Raw genomic sequence first — 15,538 nt, forward strand, 5'->3', positions numbered from 1 at the left:
TCCACGCTGGTGGACCGGAGCATGCGATGACCACCTCCCGCGACCTGCTGGCCTCCCTGATCGGCTTCGATACCGTCTCCCGACACTCGAATCTCGAGCTGATCGATTTCGTCGAACGCTATCTCGCCGCTCACCGCGTGCCGGCCCAGCGCATCACCAACGTCGATGGCAGCAAGTCCAACCTGCTGGCGCGCATCGGTCCGGCGGTGGAGGGCGGCGTGGTGCTTTCCGGTCATACCGACGTGGTGCCGGTCGACGGTCAACCGTGGACCAGCGACCCGTTCACCCTGACGGAGAGGCAGGACGGCCGGCTCTACGGCCGCGGTAGCTGCGACATGAAGGGTTTTCTCGCCTGCGCCCTGGCGCAGGTGCCCGCCTGGCAGGCCCTCGATCTCGCGCGACCGATCTATCTGGCCTTCTCCTACGATGAGGAGATCGGCTGTCTCGGCGCGCCGGCAATGATCGAACGACTGATGGCGGATGAGCCGTTGCCCGGCGCGGTGATCATCGGCGAGCCCACCTCGATGCAACCGATCGTGGCGCAGAAGGGAATCACCACCCTGCGCACCACGGTGACCGGCCGGGAGTCGCACTCCAGCCAGATCAACCAGGGGATGTCGGCGATCCACGTGGCCGCCAGGCTGGTGACGAAGATCGAGGCGATCATGCAGGAGCTGGTCGACGAAGGAGCGCTGGAACACGTCTTCAACGTCCAGCACTCGAGCCTGCATGTCGGCCTGATCGAGGGCGGGACCGCGATCAACATCATGGCGCGGCACTGCCAGTTCGACTGGGAGATCCGCCACTTGCCCAGCGATGGCTTCGAGGCGCTCTTCGCCCGTTTCGAGCGCTACGCCAAGGCGCTGGAAGCCGAGCTGCGAGAGCGCGCACCGGAGCTCAGCATCGTCACCGAGCAACTGGTCGATACCGTGCCGGCGCTGGCCGATCGCGACAACGCCCCCGCCCTCGCCCTCTGCCGCGAGTGTCTCGACGATCCGAGCGCCGACACCGGCGGCGTCGCCTACGCCACCGAGGGAGGGCAGTTCCAGCGCGCCGGCCTGCCGACCGTCGTGTGCGGCCCGGGAAGCATCGAACAGGCCCACCAGCCCGACGAATATATCGAGATCGACCAGCTCGAGGCCGGCGATCGCTTCATGCAACGGCTGGGCGAGCGGATGGCGCGTTGAACGCTGCCCTCGCTCGTTCGTGCCGGACAAGGAGACCGGATTCATGCACACGCCTGCCCTCGCCGTCCGCCGCACCGCACTGGTGGCCGTCTACGGCACGCTGAAACGCGGGCTGCGCAACCATCACTGGCTCGACGGTGCCGACTTCGTCGGCGAGGACGTCATCACCACGGCGACACTCTACGATATCGGCCCCTATCCGGGAGCCAAGGCCGAGCCTTCTCGAGGGGTGGAGATCGAAGTGTTTCGCGTCGACGCGGCCGGCCTGAAACGCCTCGACCGCCTGGAAGACTACCGGGTAAGACGACCGCAATCCGGCGACTACGATCGCGCCGTCCATGCCACCGCCTTCGGCCCGGCCTGGCTCTACATCTACAATCGAGACGTGGCCGGCTGCCCGGCGATTCGCCAGGGCGGCTGGCCGGTGACCGCATCACCGGAGGGCCGTCTCAATAGCACCGGGTCCCCGTGAAACGGGGGAAACTATACTGACTCGTCCGCCAGCCGGTCAGGCATCGAAGAACACTCTCAGCACATGGTCCAGGTGCACTTCCATCGCCTTCCTCGCCGCGTCGGGATCGCGACTCTCGATCGCTGCCAGGATGCGCTGGTGATCATCCTGCGACTGGCGCGGCATGTCGGTCTCCATGAACAGTTCCTGGAGACGGCGAAACATCTTGCCGTACTGGTGACCGAGCAGATGCTTGAGGGTCATGGCATAGGCCGCGTTGCCCGACGCCTCGGCGATACGGATATGCAGAAGCCGATCGCCGGCCTGGTTGCGGCCACCGTGGCGGTTGTCCTCGACATTGCGCGCATAGGCGGCGCGCATCGCGGCGAGGTCCTCGTCGCTGGCATTCAGCGCCGCCAGCGCCGCCGTCTCGGGCTCGAGATAGCGTCTCGCCTGCAGCAGCGAGAACGGCGGAATTTCCTGGTCAAGATCGAGTTCGATCTCGCTGGCGAATTCCGGATCCAGCGCCCATCCTTCCTGGCGCCGGGCCGCGCTCATCACCGAGCTGCCCACCTCCTCGTGGCGCTCCAGCACCAGCACGCCGTGGCCGACGCGCACCTCCACCTGGCCGATGACCTCCAGCGCGATCAGCGCCTCCCGCACCGACGCCCGACTGACCCCCAACTGCTGCGCCAGGTCACGCTCCGGCGGCAACAGGCTGCCCGGCGGGAACTCCCCCTGGCGGATCAGCACCAGCAACTGGTCGGCAATCTGGCGATAGAGCCGCTGTGCGCGAATGGTCTGGATCGGCATCCATCGATCTCCCGGTTTCATGAGCAGGACGAACTTGACCCTGCGTGAAGCATTGACGGCCTGCGTCTTCCCGAGTGTCAACGTCGCAGCGGCGAACGCGGCCACTTCTCGGGCAGCGCATAGACATTGGTCGCAAATGGCAACGCTACCAGCGGCTTTCGGCGGCTTATTAGACGTTTGGCGATTTGCGGGGCGTTTCCGCAAAGGATAATACTCGGACCAATGGTCAGGCCTTTAGACATTAGAACCGACACAGGCCCTGGAATCAAAAAGTCGACTCGATCACACCACAGGAACCAGCGCCATGCGACTCGCCCACAAAACCGCCTTGATTACCGCTGCCGGCCAGGGGATCGGCCGTGCCACCGTCGAGCGTTTTCTGGCCGAGGGCGCCCGCGTGATCGCCACCGACATCGACCCCGCCAAGTTGGAAGGATTGACCGGCGCCCAGTGCCACGCGCTGGACGTCACCGATGCCGAAGCCGTGCGGGAGTTGATCGAGTCGCTGCCGCCGCTGGAGATCCTGTTCAACTGCGCCGGTACCGTGCCGAGCGGCTCGATCCTCGAGTGCGACGACGCCCAGTGGCGCTTCGCTCAGCGCCTCAACGTCGACTCCATGTTCTACACCATACGGGCCGCCCTGCCGGCGATGCTGGACAACGGCGGCGGCAGCATCATCAACATGGCCTCGCTCGCCTCCAGCGCCAAGGGGGTGGTCAACCGCTTCGCCTACGGCACCACCAAGGCCGCGGTGATCGGGTTGACCAAATCCGTCGCCGCCGACTACATGACCCGCGGCATCCGCTGCAACGCCATCTGCCCCGGCACCGTCGACTCCCCTTCCCTGCGGGAGCGGGTCGCCGAGCAGGCGCGCCGGCAAGGCCGCACCAACGACGAGGTGTTTGCCGAGTTCATCGCCCGCCAGCCTATGGGTCGGCTGGGCAAGGTGGAGGAGATCGCCGCGCTGGCGACGCACCTGGCCAGCGACGAGGCCGGCTTCATCACCGGCACGGTTCAGATGATCGATGGTGGCTGGTCGAATTGATCGCACCCCTCGTAGCTCGTAGCTCGTAGCTCGTAGCTCGTAGCTCGTAGCTCCCGAATAGACTCTATTCGCTAACGCATACAGAAAAGGAAATAGCATGAAACTGCTACGCCACGGCCCCAAGGGTCAGGAAAAGCCCGGTCTGGTCGATGCCAACGGGGTCGTTCGCGATCTCTCCGGCCAGATCGACGATATCGCCGGCGACATGCTCTCCGACTCGGGCCTGGCCCGGCTGGCACAGATCGACACCGCCAGCCTGCCGGAAGTCTCCGCCGATACGCGACTCGGCCCCTGCGTCGGCCGAGTCGGCAAGTTCATCTGCATCGGTCTCAACTACTCCGATCACGCCGCCGAGACCGGCGCCGAAGTGCCCGCCGAGCCGGTGGTGTTCAACAAGTGGACCAGCGCCATCTGCGGCCCCAATGACGACGTCGAGATCCCCCGCGGCTCCGAGAAGACCGATTGGGAAGTGGAGCTGGGCGTGGTGATCGGCAAGGGTGGGCGCTATATCGACGAAGCCGATGCCATGAGCCACGTCGCCGGCTTCTGCGTGGTCAACGACGTCTCCGAGCGCGAGTATCAGCTCGAGCGCAGCGGCACCTGGGACAAGGGCAAGGGCTGCGACACCTTCGGCCCGCTCGGCCCGTGGCTGGTCACCCGCGACGAGATCAGCGACCCGCAGAACCTCGACATGTGGCTCGAGGTCGACGGCAAGCGCTACCAGGATGGCTCGACCCAGACGATGGTCTACGGGGTCGCCCACCTGGTCGCCTATCTCAGCCGTTTCATGAGCCTGCAGCCGGGTGACGTGATCTCCACCGGCACACCCCCGGGCGTCGGCATGGGTCAGAACCCGAAAGTCTTCCTCAAACCGGGTCAGACCATGCGCCTGGGCATCGAGGGGCTGGGCGAACAGCAGCAGCGCTGCGTCGAGAGCTGAGCGCCCCGCGCGCGGCGCCGCCTTCCCTGATTCTGGAGGGCGGCCTGCACGCCGATTGGCCTGACCTTTAGGCCGAAACCCCTCATCTGCAGGAGAATCCGCATGCAAGTCGTCGTCTGTTCGCGCCCCGGCGAGATGGCGCTGGTCGAGCGCCCGACGCCACCGCTGGCGCCAGGCGAAGCGCGTGTCGCCATCCGCCGTATCGGCATCTGCGGCACCGATATCCACGCCTTCGGCGGCAATCAGCCCTACTTCGACTACCCTCGCGTGCTCGGCCACGAGCTGGGCGGCGAGGTGGTCGCGGTGGCCGCCGACGTCGACCCGACGCTGGTCGGCCAGGCGGTCTACGTCATCCCCTATCTGCACTGCGGCGAGTGCCGCGCCTGTCGCCAGGGCCGCACCAACTGCTGCCAGGCGCTCGAGGTGATCGGCGTGCATCGCGACGGTGGCATGGCGCAGACGCTCAACGTCCCGGCATCCCATCTGGTGCCGGTGCCCGGACTGTCAGCCGAGGCGCTGGCCCTGGTCGAGTGCCAGGCCATCGGCGCCCACGCCGTGCGCCGCGCCCAGGTCGCCGCCGACGAGCTGGTGGTAGTGGTCGGCGCCGGCCCGATCGGTATCGGCATACTGCAGGTCGCCAGGAGTCGCGGCGCCCGGGTGGCGATGGTCGACACCAATCGCGACCGCCTGGCGCTCTGCCGAGACGCGCTCGGTGCCGATGCCGTCTGGCACGCCGTCGAGGATGACGTGAGCGTCGAGATCGAGAGGTTCAACGACGGTGCGCTGGCCGACGTGGTTTTCGACGCCACCGGCAACCCGGCGGCCATGAACCGGGGCTTCGACTTCGTCGGCCACGGCGGGCGCTACGTCCTGGTCAGCGTGGTCAAGGCAGAGATCCGCTTCAGCGACCCGGAGTTCCACAAGAAGGAGCTCTCACTGCTGGGCAGCCGCAACGCCACACGCGAGGATTTCGAGACCGTCACCCATCTGATGGCCAGTGGCGATCTCCTCACCGAACCGTTGATCACCCACCGCGGCCGACTCCAGGAACTGCCGACGTTGATGCCCCAGTGGTGCGCGCCCGACAGTGGCGTGGTCAAGGCGATGGTGACGCTGGATGCCGAACCCGGGAGGGTCGAATCATGAGCGATACACGTCTGGAGACCATCGGCACCGACAGCCCGCCCCGGATCACCCTGCGCATCCACCCCGACGACAACGTGGCGGTGGCGCTGACCGACCTGCCCGCCGGCCGCCGGGTCGTGGTCGACGACCGCGATATCGCCCTCGCCGACCATGTCCGCCACAAGCACAAGTTCACGCTCGAGGCGCTTTCACCGGGGGATATCGTCACCCTGTACGGCGTCACCGTGGGCAAGGCGACGCAAGCCATTCCCCTGGGCGGTGTCATCGGCGTGGACAACCTTGCCCATGCCACGGAGAGCGATGACGTCCAGCCCGCCAGCAAGAGCTGGACGCCGCCGGACGTGGCGCGCTTTCAGGGCACGACCTTCGACGGCTTCCATCGCCCCGACGGCAGCGTCGGCACCGCCAACGTCTGGCTGGTGATCCCGCTGGTGTTCTGCGAGAACCGCAATATCGAGGTACTGCGCCAGTGTGTCGCCGATGCCCTGGGCGACGACCCTTACCGCGATTACAAGCGCATGGCGCGGCAGATGCTGGACGGGAGGCTCGATGACTCGCTCGGCGACCCTTTCGAATCGCAGGCGCCAAGGCGCTTTCCCAATGTCGACGGCGTGCGCTTCCTGACCCATACCCTGGGCTGCGGCGGCACCGACGACGATGCCGAGGCGCTGTGCCAGCTGCTGGCCGGCTATATCTGCCACCCCAACGTGGCCGGGGCGACGGTGCTGAGTCTCGGCTGTCAGAAGGCGCAGATCCCGATGCTCAAGGCGGCGGTAGCCCGGCGCGACCCGCAGCAGCTGCGAACGGTGGACTATTTCGATCAGCAGTCGTCACCCAGCGAGGAGGCCCTGATCCGCAACGCGCTGCAGTCGATCTTCGACGGCCTGGCGGCCGCCGATCGCATTCAGCGCCAGCCGGCGCCGCTGGCCAAGCTCATACTCGGGGTCGAGTGCGGCGGCTCCGACGGCTTCTCCGGGATCTCCGCCAACCCGCTGGTGGGCGCCGTGGTCGATCGCCTGGTGGCACTGGGCGGCAGCGGCATTCTCGCCGAATTCCCGGAGCTGTGCGGGGTCGAGCATGAGCTGGTTGCCCGCTGTACCGACACGGATGTCGCCGGACGCTTCCGCGATCTGATGCAGGCCTATCAGCGCCACGCCGCGGCGGTGGGCGCCGATTTCTCGATGAATCCCTCGCCGGGCAACATCCGCGACGGCCTGATCACCGACGCGATGAAGTCCGCCGGCGCAGCCAAGAAAGGCGGCGATGGCCCGGTGGTCGACGTGCTCGACTACACCGAGCCCCACCGGCGCCCCGGGCTCAGCCTGCTCTGCACGCCGGGCAACGATGTCGAATCGACCACCGCCCTGGCCGGCTCCGGCGCCAACCTGATCCTCTTCACCACCGGGCTCGGCACCCCCACCGGCAATCCGGTGGCGCCGGTGCTCAAGATCGCCAGCAACAGCGAGCTGGCGGCACGCATGCGCGACATCATCGATTTCGACGCCGGCCCCATCGTGCGCGGCGAACGCAGCATCGACGAACTGGCGGAAGCACTGCTGACACTGTGCATCGAGGTCGCCTCGGGGCGTCACCAGTCACACGCCCAGCGCCTCTCCCAGCACGACTTCATTCCCTGGAAGCGCGGGGTGTCGCTATGACGACCACCAGCCACTCGAACGACTACCGCGACGCCGGTATCGTCCAGTTTGGCACCGGACGTTTCCTGCTCGCCCATGTCGATGCCCTGGTCTCGGAATCACTGGAGCGCGGAGAGAGCGACGAGCGCATCGTGGTGGTGCAGAGTTCGACCCGGGAGGAAGGCAAGCGCAAGGCGCGCCTGCTGGCCGAGCAGCGCCGCTATCCGGTGTGGATTCGTGGCCGCCGTGACGGCGCGACCATCGATCGCGAGCAGGTGGTCGACAGCGTCGCCGGCTGCCTGATCGCCGCCGAACAGTGGGATGCGCTCAAGCGCCACGTGGTCGAGCACGCCCGTATCATCGTCTCCAACACCGCCGACAACGGTTACGACGTTGGCAACGACTCGAGCCTTGCCAGCGTGCCGGCGAGCTTCCCCGGCAAATTGACGCAGCTGCTGCGGGCACGCTTCGACGCCGATCGCGACGGGCTGACGATCCTGCCCTGCGAGCTGGTCGAGCACAACGCCAGCCGCTTGAAATCGCTGGTGACGGCGATGGCCCGCCGCGACGGCGACTCCTCCCGCGACAGCGAGGCATTCATCGACTGGCTCGACCACCGCTGCGTCTGGGCCGACACGCTGGTGGATCGCATCGTCTCGGCACCGCTGGAGCCACTGGGTGCCATCGCCGAACCCTACGCGCTCTGGGCCATCCAGCGCCGACCCGGCCTGGCGATTCCCTGCCACCACCCGGATGTCCAGATCGTCGACGATCTGGGGCCGCAGTCGATGTGCAAGCTGCACATCCTCAATCTCGCCCACACCTATCTGGTCGACCGCTGGCAGCGTGCCGACCGGCCGGTGGAGTTCGTGCGCGAGGCGATGGCGCGCCCCGAGCTCGGCGAGCCGCTGCGCGCGCTGCTCGACGATGAGGTGCTGCCGACGCTTGCCGCCGCGCTGCCGCTGAACGAACTCGAACGCTACCGCGACGTCACCCTGGAGCGCTTCGCCAACCCCTTTCTCGACCACCGCCTGGCGGATATCGCCCAGTACCACGCGAGCAAGCTGGAACGCCGCCTGCGCCCGGTGGCGGAGAAGGCGCACCTGCAGGGGCGTCCCACACCCAGGCTCGACGAGGCCCTGTCATGACGAAAGCGCCCCTTGCCGAAGACACACGACCGATCCACCACGACCGACTGATCGACAACACCCGGAGCACGCTCATGTTGACTCAAAGATTCTTCCGCTTGACCGCCTCGCTCGCCCTGGCGGGCCTTTCCACCGTCGCCCTGACGGGCGTGGCCCAGGCGGCCACCGAGATCCGCGTCGCCTACGGCAACCAGCCGGGCGAGCCGGTCGACGTGGCGGTCAAGGCCTGGGCGAAAGAGGTCGCGGAAGCGAGTGGTGGCGAGTTGACGCTGAAGGCGTTTCCCGCCAGCCAGCTCGGCGGCGAAACCGAAGTAATGGAACAGGCCCGCTTCGGCTCGCCGCTGATCACCATCACCGCCTACTCCAACTTCATCAGTTCGGTACCGGACCTCGCCGTGCTGGACGCGCCCTATCTGGCCACGGATTTCGACAGCAAGCTCAAGGTGTTCGATTCCGACTGGTTCGCCGAGCAGGAGAAGAAGGTCGAAGCCGCCGGCTATCACATCGTGATTCCCAATACCGTCTACGGCGTGCGCCAACTGCTATCCCGCGAGCCGGTGGCCACGCCGGAAGACCTGGCCGGGGTCAAGATCCGGGTTCAGAACTCGCCGATGTACGTCGCCGCGATCAAGGCGATGGGCGCGGTGCCCACGCCGATGTCACTGGGAGACGTCTACCCCTCCCTGGCCCAGGGCCTGGTCGACGGCGTCGAGAATCCGCTGCCGGTGCTCTATGGCGGCAAGTTCTATGAAGTGGTCAAGAACCTCAACCTCACCTCGCACATGCATACCGTCGCGCCCTTCGTCACCGGCGAGGCGTTCTGGCAGCAGTTGAGCCCCGAGGACCAGAAGATCCTCACCGAGACCGGTCAGGAGATGGCCCAGAACCTGCGAACCCTGGTCGAGGAGCAGACCGAGAAGTCGCTTCAGCAACTCGAGGATGCCGGTGTTCAGGTCCACGAGGTGGATACCGCCCCGTTCCGCGAGCGCGCCCAGGAAGAGATTCCCAAGGCGTTCCCGCAGTGGAGCGAAGGGCTATATCAGCGGGTCAGCAACATCATCAACGACTAGTATCGATGCCTGCGCGAGCGAATCGCGGCGTTGCGCGGGGCTCGAAGCCCTCGCCTAACACCCCGTTATGTCTCGTGTGACTCGTAGCCTTCGGCAACTCGCCCTCACGGGCCGCCCGGCGGGCGTTCTCTCCGCTGCGCTACGAGTCTGCGCTCCGCGCCTTGCGACCCACATGGATGTGGGAAGTGCGGTTGTTCGTAGGGAACGAACATAGCCGCTTCATCTCGCTCGGCAATCGATCCTGCTCTGATCAACGCTGCAACGTGGCTGTCGCTCACGTCCCAAGGGTTGAAATCCATGCAAACGCTTTTCAAGGCGCTCGACCGCCTGATGCGGCTCGATGAGGTGATCGCCAGCCTGGCGCTGTTCGGGCTGTTCGTGGTGGCGATCGCCAATGTCTTCATGCGCTATCTGTTCTCGTCTCCGCTGGCCTGGAGCGAGGAGATCCTGCAGTTGCTGATGGTGTGGGCGACCTTTCTCGGCGCCAGCGCCCTGGTGCGTCGCAACGAGCACGTCCTGATCGGGCTGCTGGGCGACAAGCTGCCGCCCAGGCTGCGCCGCTGGAATACCCGGCTCTTCAATGTCGGCATCGTCATGCTGTGTGCCCTGGCGATGCTCTACTGGGGGTTGGAACTGCTGCCCTTCTCGCGTTTTCGCAGCACCCCGATGCTGCAGATCCCCTACACCTGGATCCATGTCGCCATCCCCATCAGCGCCGCCATGATGCTCTACCACGGGCTGGTGCGCCTGATCACCGATGATCGTGGCGTGGCGTCATCGGACGCGATCGCCGACGTCGAAACCGCCGATGTCTTGAACACCAAGGAGTGATATCGATGGCCGTTGGCATTGCGCTCGTCGCGCTCTTCATCCTGTTCTGCCTGGGCACGCCGGTGGCCTTCGCGCTGTTCGCGTCGAGCCTGGCCTATTTCCTGATCGGTGCCGACCAGCCCATGGTGACGCTGATCCAGCGCCTCGCCGGCGGGCTGGAGTCGATCTCGCTGCTGGCGATTCCGTTCTTCATCATGGCCGGGGTGTTCATGAACCACTCCGGTATCACCGAGCGTCTGCTCAAGCTGGCCGAGCTGATGACCCGCCGCCTGCACGGCGGGCTGGCCCAGGCCAACGTGCTGCTGAGCACCTTCATGGGCGGGCTCTCCGGTTCCAACATCGCCGACGCGGCGATGAACGCCAAGCTGCTGGTGCCGAGCATGACCAGGGCCGGCTACCCCAAGGCGTTCTCCAGTGCGATCACCGCCTCGTCGTCGCTGATCACCTCGACCATACCGCCGGGCATCGCGCTGATCGTCTACGGCTACGTCAACAACGTCTCGATCGGCCGGCTGTTCCTGGCCGGCGTCGTCCCCGGCGTGCTGATGGCGGTCGCCATGATGGTGCTGGTGTCGATCCAGTGCCGGCGGCTCGGCTACCAGAAACCGCGCCGCGAACGCGTATCGCGTCACGAATGGATCAGCGTGACACGCGCCGGGATCATCGCCCTGCTGCTGCCGGTGGTGGTGATCGGCGGTATCCGGATCGGGGTGTTCACGCCCACCGAGGCGGGCGCCATGGCGGTGCTCTACGCGCTGATCGTGGGGCTGTTCGTCTACCGCCAGATGGGGCTCGGCAGCGTCGCCGTGGCCACCCGCGAATCGCTGATGGCCTCGGTCAACGTGCTCTTCATCATTGCCGTGGCGTCGGGCTTCGCCCGCGTGCTCACCTGGGAGCAGATTCCGCAGCAGATCGCGCTGATGCTCTCTTCGGGCGTCGGCAGCGCGGTCGCCTTCCTGCTGATCGCCAACCTGCTGCTGCTGATCCTGGGCATGTTCCTCGAGGGCAACGCCATCCTGATCGTGCTGTCGCCGCTGCTGGCGCCGGTCGCCGCCCAGTTCGGCATCGACCCGGTCCACTTCGGCATCGTCTTCATCCTCAACGCCTCGATCGGCACGATCACGCCGCCGCTGGGGACGGTGATGTTCACCACCTGCTCGATCACCGGCGTCTCGATCGGCGCCTTCATTCGCGCCATCCTGCCCTACTGGCTGCTGCTGGTGGCGCTGCTGCTGGTGGTTACCTTCGTCCCCGCGATCTCGCTGACACTGCCCAACTGGGTATTTTGAACGCCGCTGAAAGCCAGGAGAGGACGCTGCCGGATAAGACCATGGCCGTATGTCGGCCATTGTCAGTCGCTTCGCCGTCGATCAGGCGGGTAAGATGGCGTTGCGCCGAAATATGTTGAACATATTTCTCCATGACACCGTGAGTCGAGACTTTCCTTCGTGTCGGACAAGCCAACGCCCCCCGCCGCCAAGCGCATCAGCGTCTCCGAAGCGCTGGTACGCGAGATCTTCGCCGGCCGCTACCAGCCCGGCGACTTCGTGCCCAAGGAGATCGATCTCTGCGAACGGTTTGCGCTCAATCGTTCGGCCGTGCGCAGCGATCTGCGTCAACTGGTGGACGCCGGCATCATCGAGCGCATTTCCGGATACGGTTCCCGCGTTCGCCCCTACGCCGAATGGAATATCCTCGATCCCCAGGTCACCGACTGGATGGTCCGGTTCGCCACTCCCATTCCGGGTATCCAGCGCGAGATCCTGGCGTTCCGATTCGACGTCGAACCCTACGTGGCGATGACCGCGGCCAAGCGCGCCACGGCGAGGGATCTGGTGGCGATCGAGGAAGCCTTCGAGGGCATGGGCCAGCATCTGCGCGAGCCAGTGGATACCGGTCACCGCGCCCGCCTGCATAGCGACTGCGACGTGGCCTTCCACGTCGCCATCTTCAAGGCGACTCACAACATCGTCTGGACCCAGCTCTCGCACATCCTGAAGCCCTCGATTCACCTGCTGGTGGAGACCTCCAACGTCAGCGCCAGTGATCCCGAGGAGAGCCTGGAACGCCATCGCGAGCTGATGGAGTGCATTCGCACCCGTCGCCCACGGGACGCCTTCTTCGCCTCGGTGGCCGTATTGGAAGGCACCGCCGCCGCGCTTGGCATCGAGATGCCGGACACGCTACTGGGAGAGATACCCGAAGCGCTGGGCGACGGATAACTCGGTACTGCCCGCGCAATTTACCCTCACCGCATGATCAGGAGGTTCCATGGATCTAGGCATCAACGGCCGCTGGGCCATCGTCTGCGCCGCCAGCCAGGGGTTGGGCAAGGGGTGCGCCATCGCCTTGGCGAGAGAAGGCGTCAATCTGGTCATCAATTCGCGCCGCCAGGAGGCCCTCGAGGCGGTGGCGGAGGAGCTGCGCCGGATGAACGCGGCGATCGAGGTACGCGCGATCGCGGGCGATATCGGCGACCCGGCCACTCGGCAGGCCCTGCTTTCCGCCGTACCCCAGGTCGATATCCTGATCAACAACAACGGCGGACCGCCCCCGGGCGATTTCCGCGACTGGTCGCGGGACGACTGGATCGCCGCGCTGGATGCCAACATGCTCGCGCCCATCGCGCTGATCCAGGCCTGCGTCGACGGCATGGCGGAGCGCGGCTTCGGTCGCATCGTCAATATCACCTCGTCGGCGGTGAAAGCGCCGATCGACGTGCTCGGGCTATCCAACGGCGCCCGCAGCGGGCTAACCGGATTCGTCGCCGGCACGGCCCGCCAGTCGCGCCTCGCCAGCCGCAATGTCACCATCAACAACCTGTTGCCGGGGAGCTTCGACACCCAGCGTCTGCGCGGCAACATCGAGCGAGCGGCCACCAAGGCCGGACGCGACGCCGAGGAGGTCGCCGGTGACCGGGCGGCAGCGATCCCCGCCGGCCGCTTCGGCAAGCCCGAGGAGTTCGGTGACGTCTGCGCCTTCCTCTGCAGCCAGCAAGCCGCCTACATGACCGGCCAGAACGTGCTGCTCGATGGTGGCGCCTATCCGGGGACTTTTTAGGGCGCCCGAAGCCGCGCCTGTCCGCGAGCTTTATTAGGGCGCTCGAAGCCGCGCCTGTCCGGGGGCTTTTCAAGGCGCCCGAAGACGCGGCTATCTTGGTCGAAACGCTCCGAGACGCACCTCTGTCTCTAGCGCTTCCAGGCTAGCGCCGCTCTCTGGAGAGCCCGAGGCTCGCCTTCGCTCGTGGCTCTTGGCTCGTGGCTCGTGGCTCGTCGCTCGTCGCTCGTCGCTCTTGGCTCGTGGCTCGTGGCTCGTGGCTCGTAGCTCGTAGCTCGTAGCTCGTAGCTCGTAGCTCAGTGATTGTCCCGCGGCAGATCCCAGGCGATGGCCCGGTACTTGGTCGCCGGCGCCAGGGTCATGCCGCGGTCGAGCGGCTCGACCATCGAGCGCTGGATCTCCTGCCATGGGGTCTGATGATCGCGGTAGGGATAACCGCCGCTGGCCTCGAGCCGGGCGCGTCGCGCCGCCAGTTCTTCATCGTCGATCAGCAGATTGGCTTCGCCACGCTTGAGATCGATACGGATCCTGTCGCCGGTTTCAAGCAGTGCCAGCCCGCCACCGGTCGCCGCTTCCGGCGAGGCGTTGAGAATCGAGGGCGACCCGGAAGTGCCCGACTGGCGCCCGTCACCGAGGCACGGCAGCGAGTCGATGCCCCGCTTGATCAACGCTTCCGGCGGCTGCATGTTGACCACCTCGGCGCCGCCGGGGTGCCCCACCGGGCCGGCGCCGCGCATCACCAGGATGGTGTTCTCGTCGATGTCCAGCGCCGGGTCGTCGATGCGCGCATGGTAGTCCTCGGAGCCGTCGAAGACAGCGACCTTGCCCTCGAACGCCTCCGGGTCCTCCGGCCTGGAGAGATAGCGGCGGCGAAAGTCATGGGAAATGACGCTGGTCTTCATCAGCGCGGAGTCGAACAGGTTGCCCTTGAGGTTGAGGAAGCCCGCCGACTCGACCAGCGGATCGGCGTAGCGCCGGATCACGTCGTCATCCTGGGTCTCGCGACCGAAGCAGTTGGCGCGGAGCGTCTGGCCGTTGACCGTCAGTGCGTCACCGTGGAGCCGCCCCGCCGTCAGCAGTTCGTGAACCACCGCCGGCACGCCACCGGCGCGGAAGAACTCCTCGCCGAGATAGGCACCGGCCGGCATCACGTTGGCAAGCAGCGGTATGGCATGCCCGAGGCGTTGCCAGTCATCGTTGGTGAGCTCGATCCCGGCGTGCCGGGCGATGGCGTTGATATGCACGGGCGCATTGCTGGAGCCACCCAGCGCGGAGCAGACGACGATGGCGTTCTCGAACGCTTCCCGAGTGAGGATGTCGCTCGGACGCAGGTCCTCCCACACCATCTCGACGATCCTTGCGCCGGTCTCATAGGCGACCATCGGCCGCTCCTTGTAGGGCGCGGGGATCATCGCCGAGCCGGGCAGGCTCATGCCCAGCGCCTCGGCCATGGAGTTCATGGTCGAGGCCGTTCCCATGGTGTTGCAGTGCCCCACCGACGGGGCCGAGTCGGCGATCCGGGCCAGGAATTCGGGGTAGTCGATCTCGCCGGTGGCGAGGCGCTTGCGCAACTCCCACACGATGGTACCGGAACCGACCCTCTCCTTGCCGCGCCAGCCGTTGAGCATCGGCCCACCGGAGAGCACGATCGCCGGGATATCGGCGGTGGCGGCGGCCATCAGGCAGGCTGGCGTGGTCTTGTCGCAGCCAGTGGTCAGCAGCACGCCATCGAGCGGGTAGCCGTGCAACACCTCGACCAGCCCCAGGTAGGCAAGATTGCGATCCAGTGCCGCCGTCGGTCGACGCACGTTCTCGTGGATCGGATGCAGCGGGAACTCGAACGGGACGCCGCCCGCCGCGCGGATGCCGGCCTTGACCCGCTCCACCAGCTGGATGTGATGCCGGTTGCAAGGCGTCAGGTCGGAGCCGGACTGGGCGATGCCGATGATCGGCTTGCCGGAGGAGAGCTCTTCCAGCGTGATGCCGTAGTTCATGTAGCGCTCCAGGCAGAGCGCCGTGGTTCCAGCGTGGTCGGGGTTGTCGAACCACCAGCGCGAACGCAGTTGGTCGGCGGTTCGGCGGGGACGTTCGCTCATGATCAGGACTCCAGAACGGGCGGATCCGGCGGCCACAGGTCGGGCAACCGGAGCGTCGTCATGCATGGGGGATTCGACGACGCGACGGCCCTGGCGGCCAGTCCGGTACGTCGTGTC

14 protein-coding genes are annotated in these 15,538 nt (G+C 66.4%); 12 read left to right on the plus strand and 2 right to left on the minus strand.

All coding sequences use genetic code 11. The annotated features are described in order from the left end of the window. The first annotated feature begins 26 nt into the window (after window positions 1-26). Window positions 27-1,187: an acetylornithine deacetylase gene (gene argE / locus AAGT95_RS19675; RefSeq protein WP_342594863.1), complete on the plus strand. Its 1,161-nt coding sequence runs from the start codon at window positions 27-29 to the stop codon at window positions 1,185-1,187. Between the two features lie 43 nt (window positions 1,188-1,230). Continuing rightward, a complete protein-coding gene (locus tag AAGT95_RS19680) occupies window positions 1,231-1,659 on the plus strand; it encodes a gamma-glutamylcyclotransferase family protein (RefSeq protein WP_342594864.1) in 429 nt (142 codons plus the stop codon). A gap of 36 nt (window positions 1,660-1,695) precedes the next feature. Here AAGT95_RS19680 and AAGT95_RS19685 read toward each other — a convergent pair whose 3' ends face one another. Next, entirely contained in the window at window positions 1,696-2,451 is a 756-nt protein-coding gene (locus tag AAGT95_RS19685; RefSeq protein ID WP_110598356.1) for a FadR/GntR family transcriptional regulator, read from the minus strand. Between the two features lie 304 nt (window positions 2,452-2,755). On the opposite strand from AAGT95_RS19685, the gene AAGT95_RS19690 reads away from it, so the two are divergent. The 10 genes from AAGT95_RS19690 (at window position 2,756) to AAGT95_RS19735 (ending at window position 13,328) form a co-directional block, all read left to right on the plus strand. Then, on the plus strand, window positions 2,756-3,496 hold the full coding sequence (locus AAGT95_RS19690; RefSeq protein ID WP_342594865.1) for an SDR family oxidoreductase: 741 nt from the start codon (window positions 2,756-2,758) through the stop codon (window positions 3,494-3,496). A gap of 97 nt (window positions 3,497-3,593) precedes the next feature. Continuing rightward, complete coding sequence (locus AAGT95_RS19695; protein ID WP_342594866.1) at window positions 3,594-4,436, plus strand: ureidoglycolate lyase; 843 nt, start codon at window positions 3,594-3,596, stop codon at window positions 4,434-4,436. A gap of 102 nt (window positions 4,437-4,538) precedes the next feature. Beyond that, entirely contained in the window at window positions 4,539-5,582 is a 1,044-nt protein-coding gene (locus AAGT95_RS19700) for a zinc-binding alcohol dehydrogenase family protein (RefSeq protein WP_342594867.1), read from the plus strand. Next, a complete protein-coding gene (locus AAGT95_RS19705) occupies window positions 5,579-7,240 on the plus strand; it encodes an altronate dehydratase family protein (protein ID WP_342594868.1) in 1,662 nt (553 codons plus the stop codon). The genes AAGT95_RS19700 and AAGT95_RS19705 overlap by 4 nt, the downstream gene beginning before the upstream one ends. Further along, complete coding sequence (locus AAGT95_RS19710; protein ID WP_342594869.1) at window positions 7,237-8,367, plus strand: mannitol dehydrogenase; 1,131 nt, start codon at window positions 7,237-7,239, stop codon at window positions 8,365-8,367. The genes AAGT95_RS19705 and AAGT95_RS19710 overlap by 4 nt, the downstream gene beginning before the upstream one ends. Window positions 8,368-8,441: 74 nt before the next feature. Further along, window positions 8,442-9,437, plus strand: a complete 996-nt coding sequence (locus AAGT95_RS19715; protein ID WP_342594870.1) for a C4-dicarboxylate TRAP transporter substrate-binding protein — start codon at window positions 8,442-8,444, stop codon at window positions 9,435-9,437. A gap of 297 nt (window positions 9,438-9,734) precedes the next feature. Further along, entirely contained in the window at window positions 9,735-10,268 is a 534-nt protein-coding gene (locus tag AAGT95_RS19720) for a TRAP transporter small permease (protein WP_342594871.1), read from the plus strand. Between the two features lie 5 nt (window positions 10,269-10,273). After that, window positions 10,274-11,557: a TRAP transporter large permease gene (locus tag AAGT95_RS19725; protein WP_342594872.1), complete on the plus strand. Its 1,284-nt coding sequence runs from the start codon at window positions 10,274-10,276 to the stop codon at window positions 11,555-11,557. Window positions 11,558-11,716: 159 nt separating this feature from the next. Continuing rightward, window positions 11,717-12,490, plus strand: a complete 774-nt coding sequence (locus tag AAGT95_RS19730) for a FadR/GntR family transcriptional regulator (protein WP_342594873.1) — start codon at window positions 11,717-11,719, stop codon at window positions 12,488-12,490. A 49-nt stretch (window positions 12,491-12,539) separates the two neighbouring features. Further along, entirely contained in the window at window positions 12,540-13,328 is a 789-nt protein-coding gene (locus AAGT95_RS19735; RefSeq protein ID WP_342594874.1) for an SDR family oxidoreductase, read from the plus strand. 293 nt (window positions 13,329-13,621) lie between these two features. Here the strand turns inward: AAGT95_RS19735 and AAGT95_RS19740 are convergent, their stop codons facing one another. After that, window positions 13,622-15,421, minus strand: coding sequence for an IlvD/Edd family dehydratase (locus AAGT95_RS19740; protein WP_342594875.1), 1,800 nt, complete (start codon window positions 15,419-15,421; stop codon window positions 13,622-13,624). Window positions 15,422-15,538 lie beyond the last annotated feature (117 nt).

The sequence above is a fragment of the Salinicola lusitanus genome (assembly GCF_038648475.1).
GTDB classification, from domain to species: domain Bacteria; phylum Pseudomonadota; class Gammaproteobacteria; order Pseudomonadales; family Halomonadaceae; genus Salinicola; species Salinicola lusitanus.

Coding starts and splice junctions, on each gene's coding strand:
- argE (WP_342594863.1), top strand. CDS start 27: ATGACCACCTCCCGCGACCTGCTGGCCTCCCTGATCGGCTTCGATACC.
- AAGT95_RS19680 (WP_342594864.1), top strand. CDS start 1,231: ATGCACACGCCTGCCCTCGCCGTCCGCCGCACCGCACTGGTGGCCGTC.
- AAGT95_RS19685 (WP_110598356.1), bottom strand. CDS start 2,451: ATGCCGATCCAGACCATTCGCGCACAGCGGCTCTATCGCCAGATTGCC.
- AAGT95_RS19690 (WP_342594865.1), top strand. CDS start 2,756: ATGCGACTCGCCCACAAAACCGCCTTGATTACCGCTGCCGGCCAGGGG.
- AAGT95_RS19695 (WP_342594866.1), top strand. CDS start 3,594: ATGAAACTGCTACGCCACGGCCCCAAGGGTCAGGAAAAGCCCGGTCTG.
- AAGT95_RS19700 (WP_342594867.1), top strand. CDS start 4,539: ATGCAAGTCGTCGTCTGTTCGCGCCCCGGCGAGATGGCGCTGGTCGAG.
- AAGT95_RS19705 (WP_342594868.1), top strand. CDS start 5,579: ATGAGCGATACACGTCTGGAGACCATCGGCACCGACAGCCCGCCCCGG.
- AAGT95_RS19710 (WP_342594869.1), top strand. CDS start 7,237: ATGACGACCACCAGCCACTCGAACGACTACCGCGACGCCGGTATCGTC.
- AAGT95_RS19715 (WP_342594870.1), top strand. CDS start 8,442: ATGTTGACTCAAAGATTCTTCCGCTTGACCGCCTCGCTCGCCCTGGCG.
- AAGT95_RS19720 (WP_342594871.1), top strand. CDS start 9,735: ATGCAAACGCTTTTCAAGGCGCTCGACCGCCTGATGCGGCTCGATGAG.
- AAGT95_RS19725 (WP_342594872.1), top strand. CDS start 10,274: ATGGCCGTTGGCATTGCGCTCGTCGCGCTCTTCATCCTGTTCTGCCTG.
- AAGT95_RS19735 (WP_342594874.1), top strand. CDS start 12,540: ATGGATCTAGGCATCAACGGCCGCTGGGCCATCGTCTGCGCCGCCAGC.
- AAGT95_RS19740 (WP_342594875.1), bottom strand. CDS start 15,421: ATGAGCGAACGTCCCCGCCGAACCGCCGACCAACTGCGTTCGCGCTGG.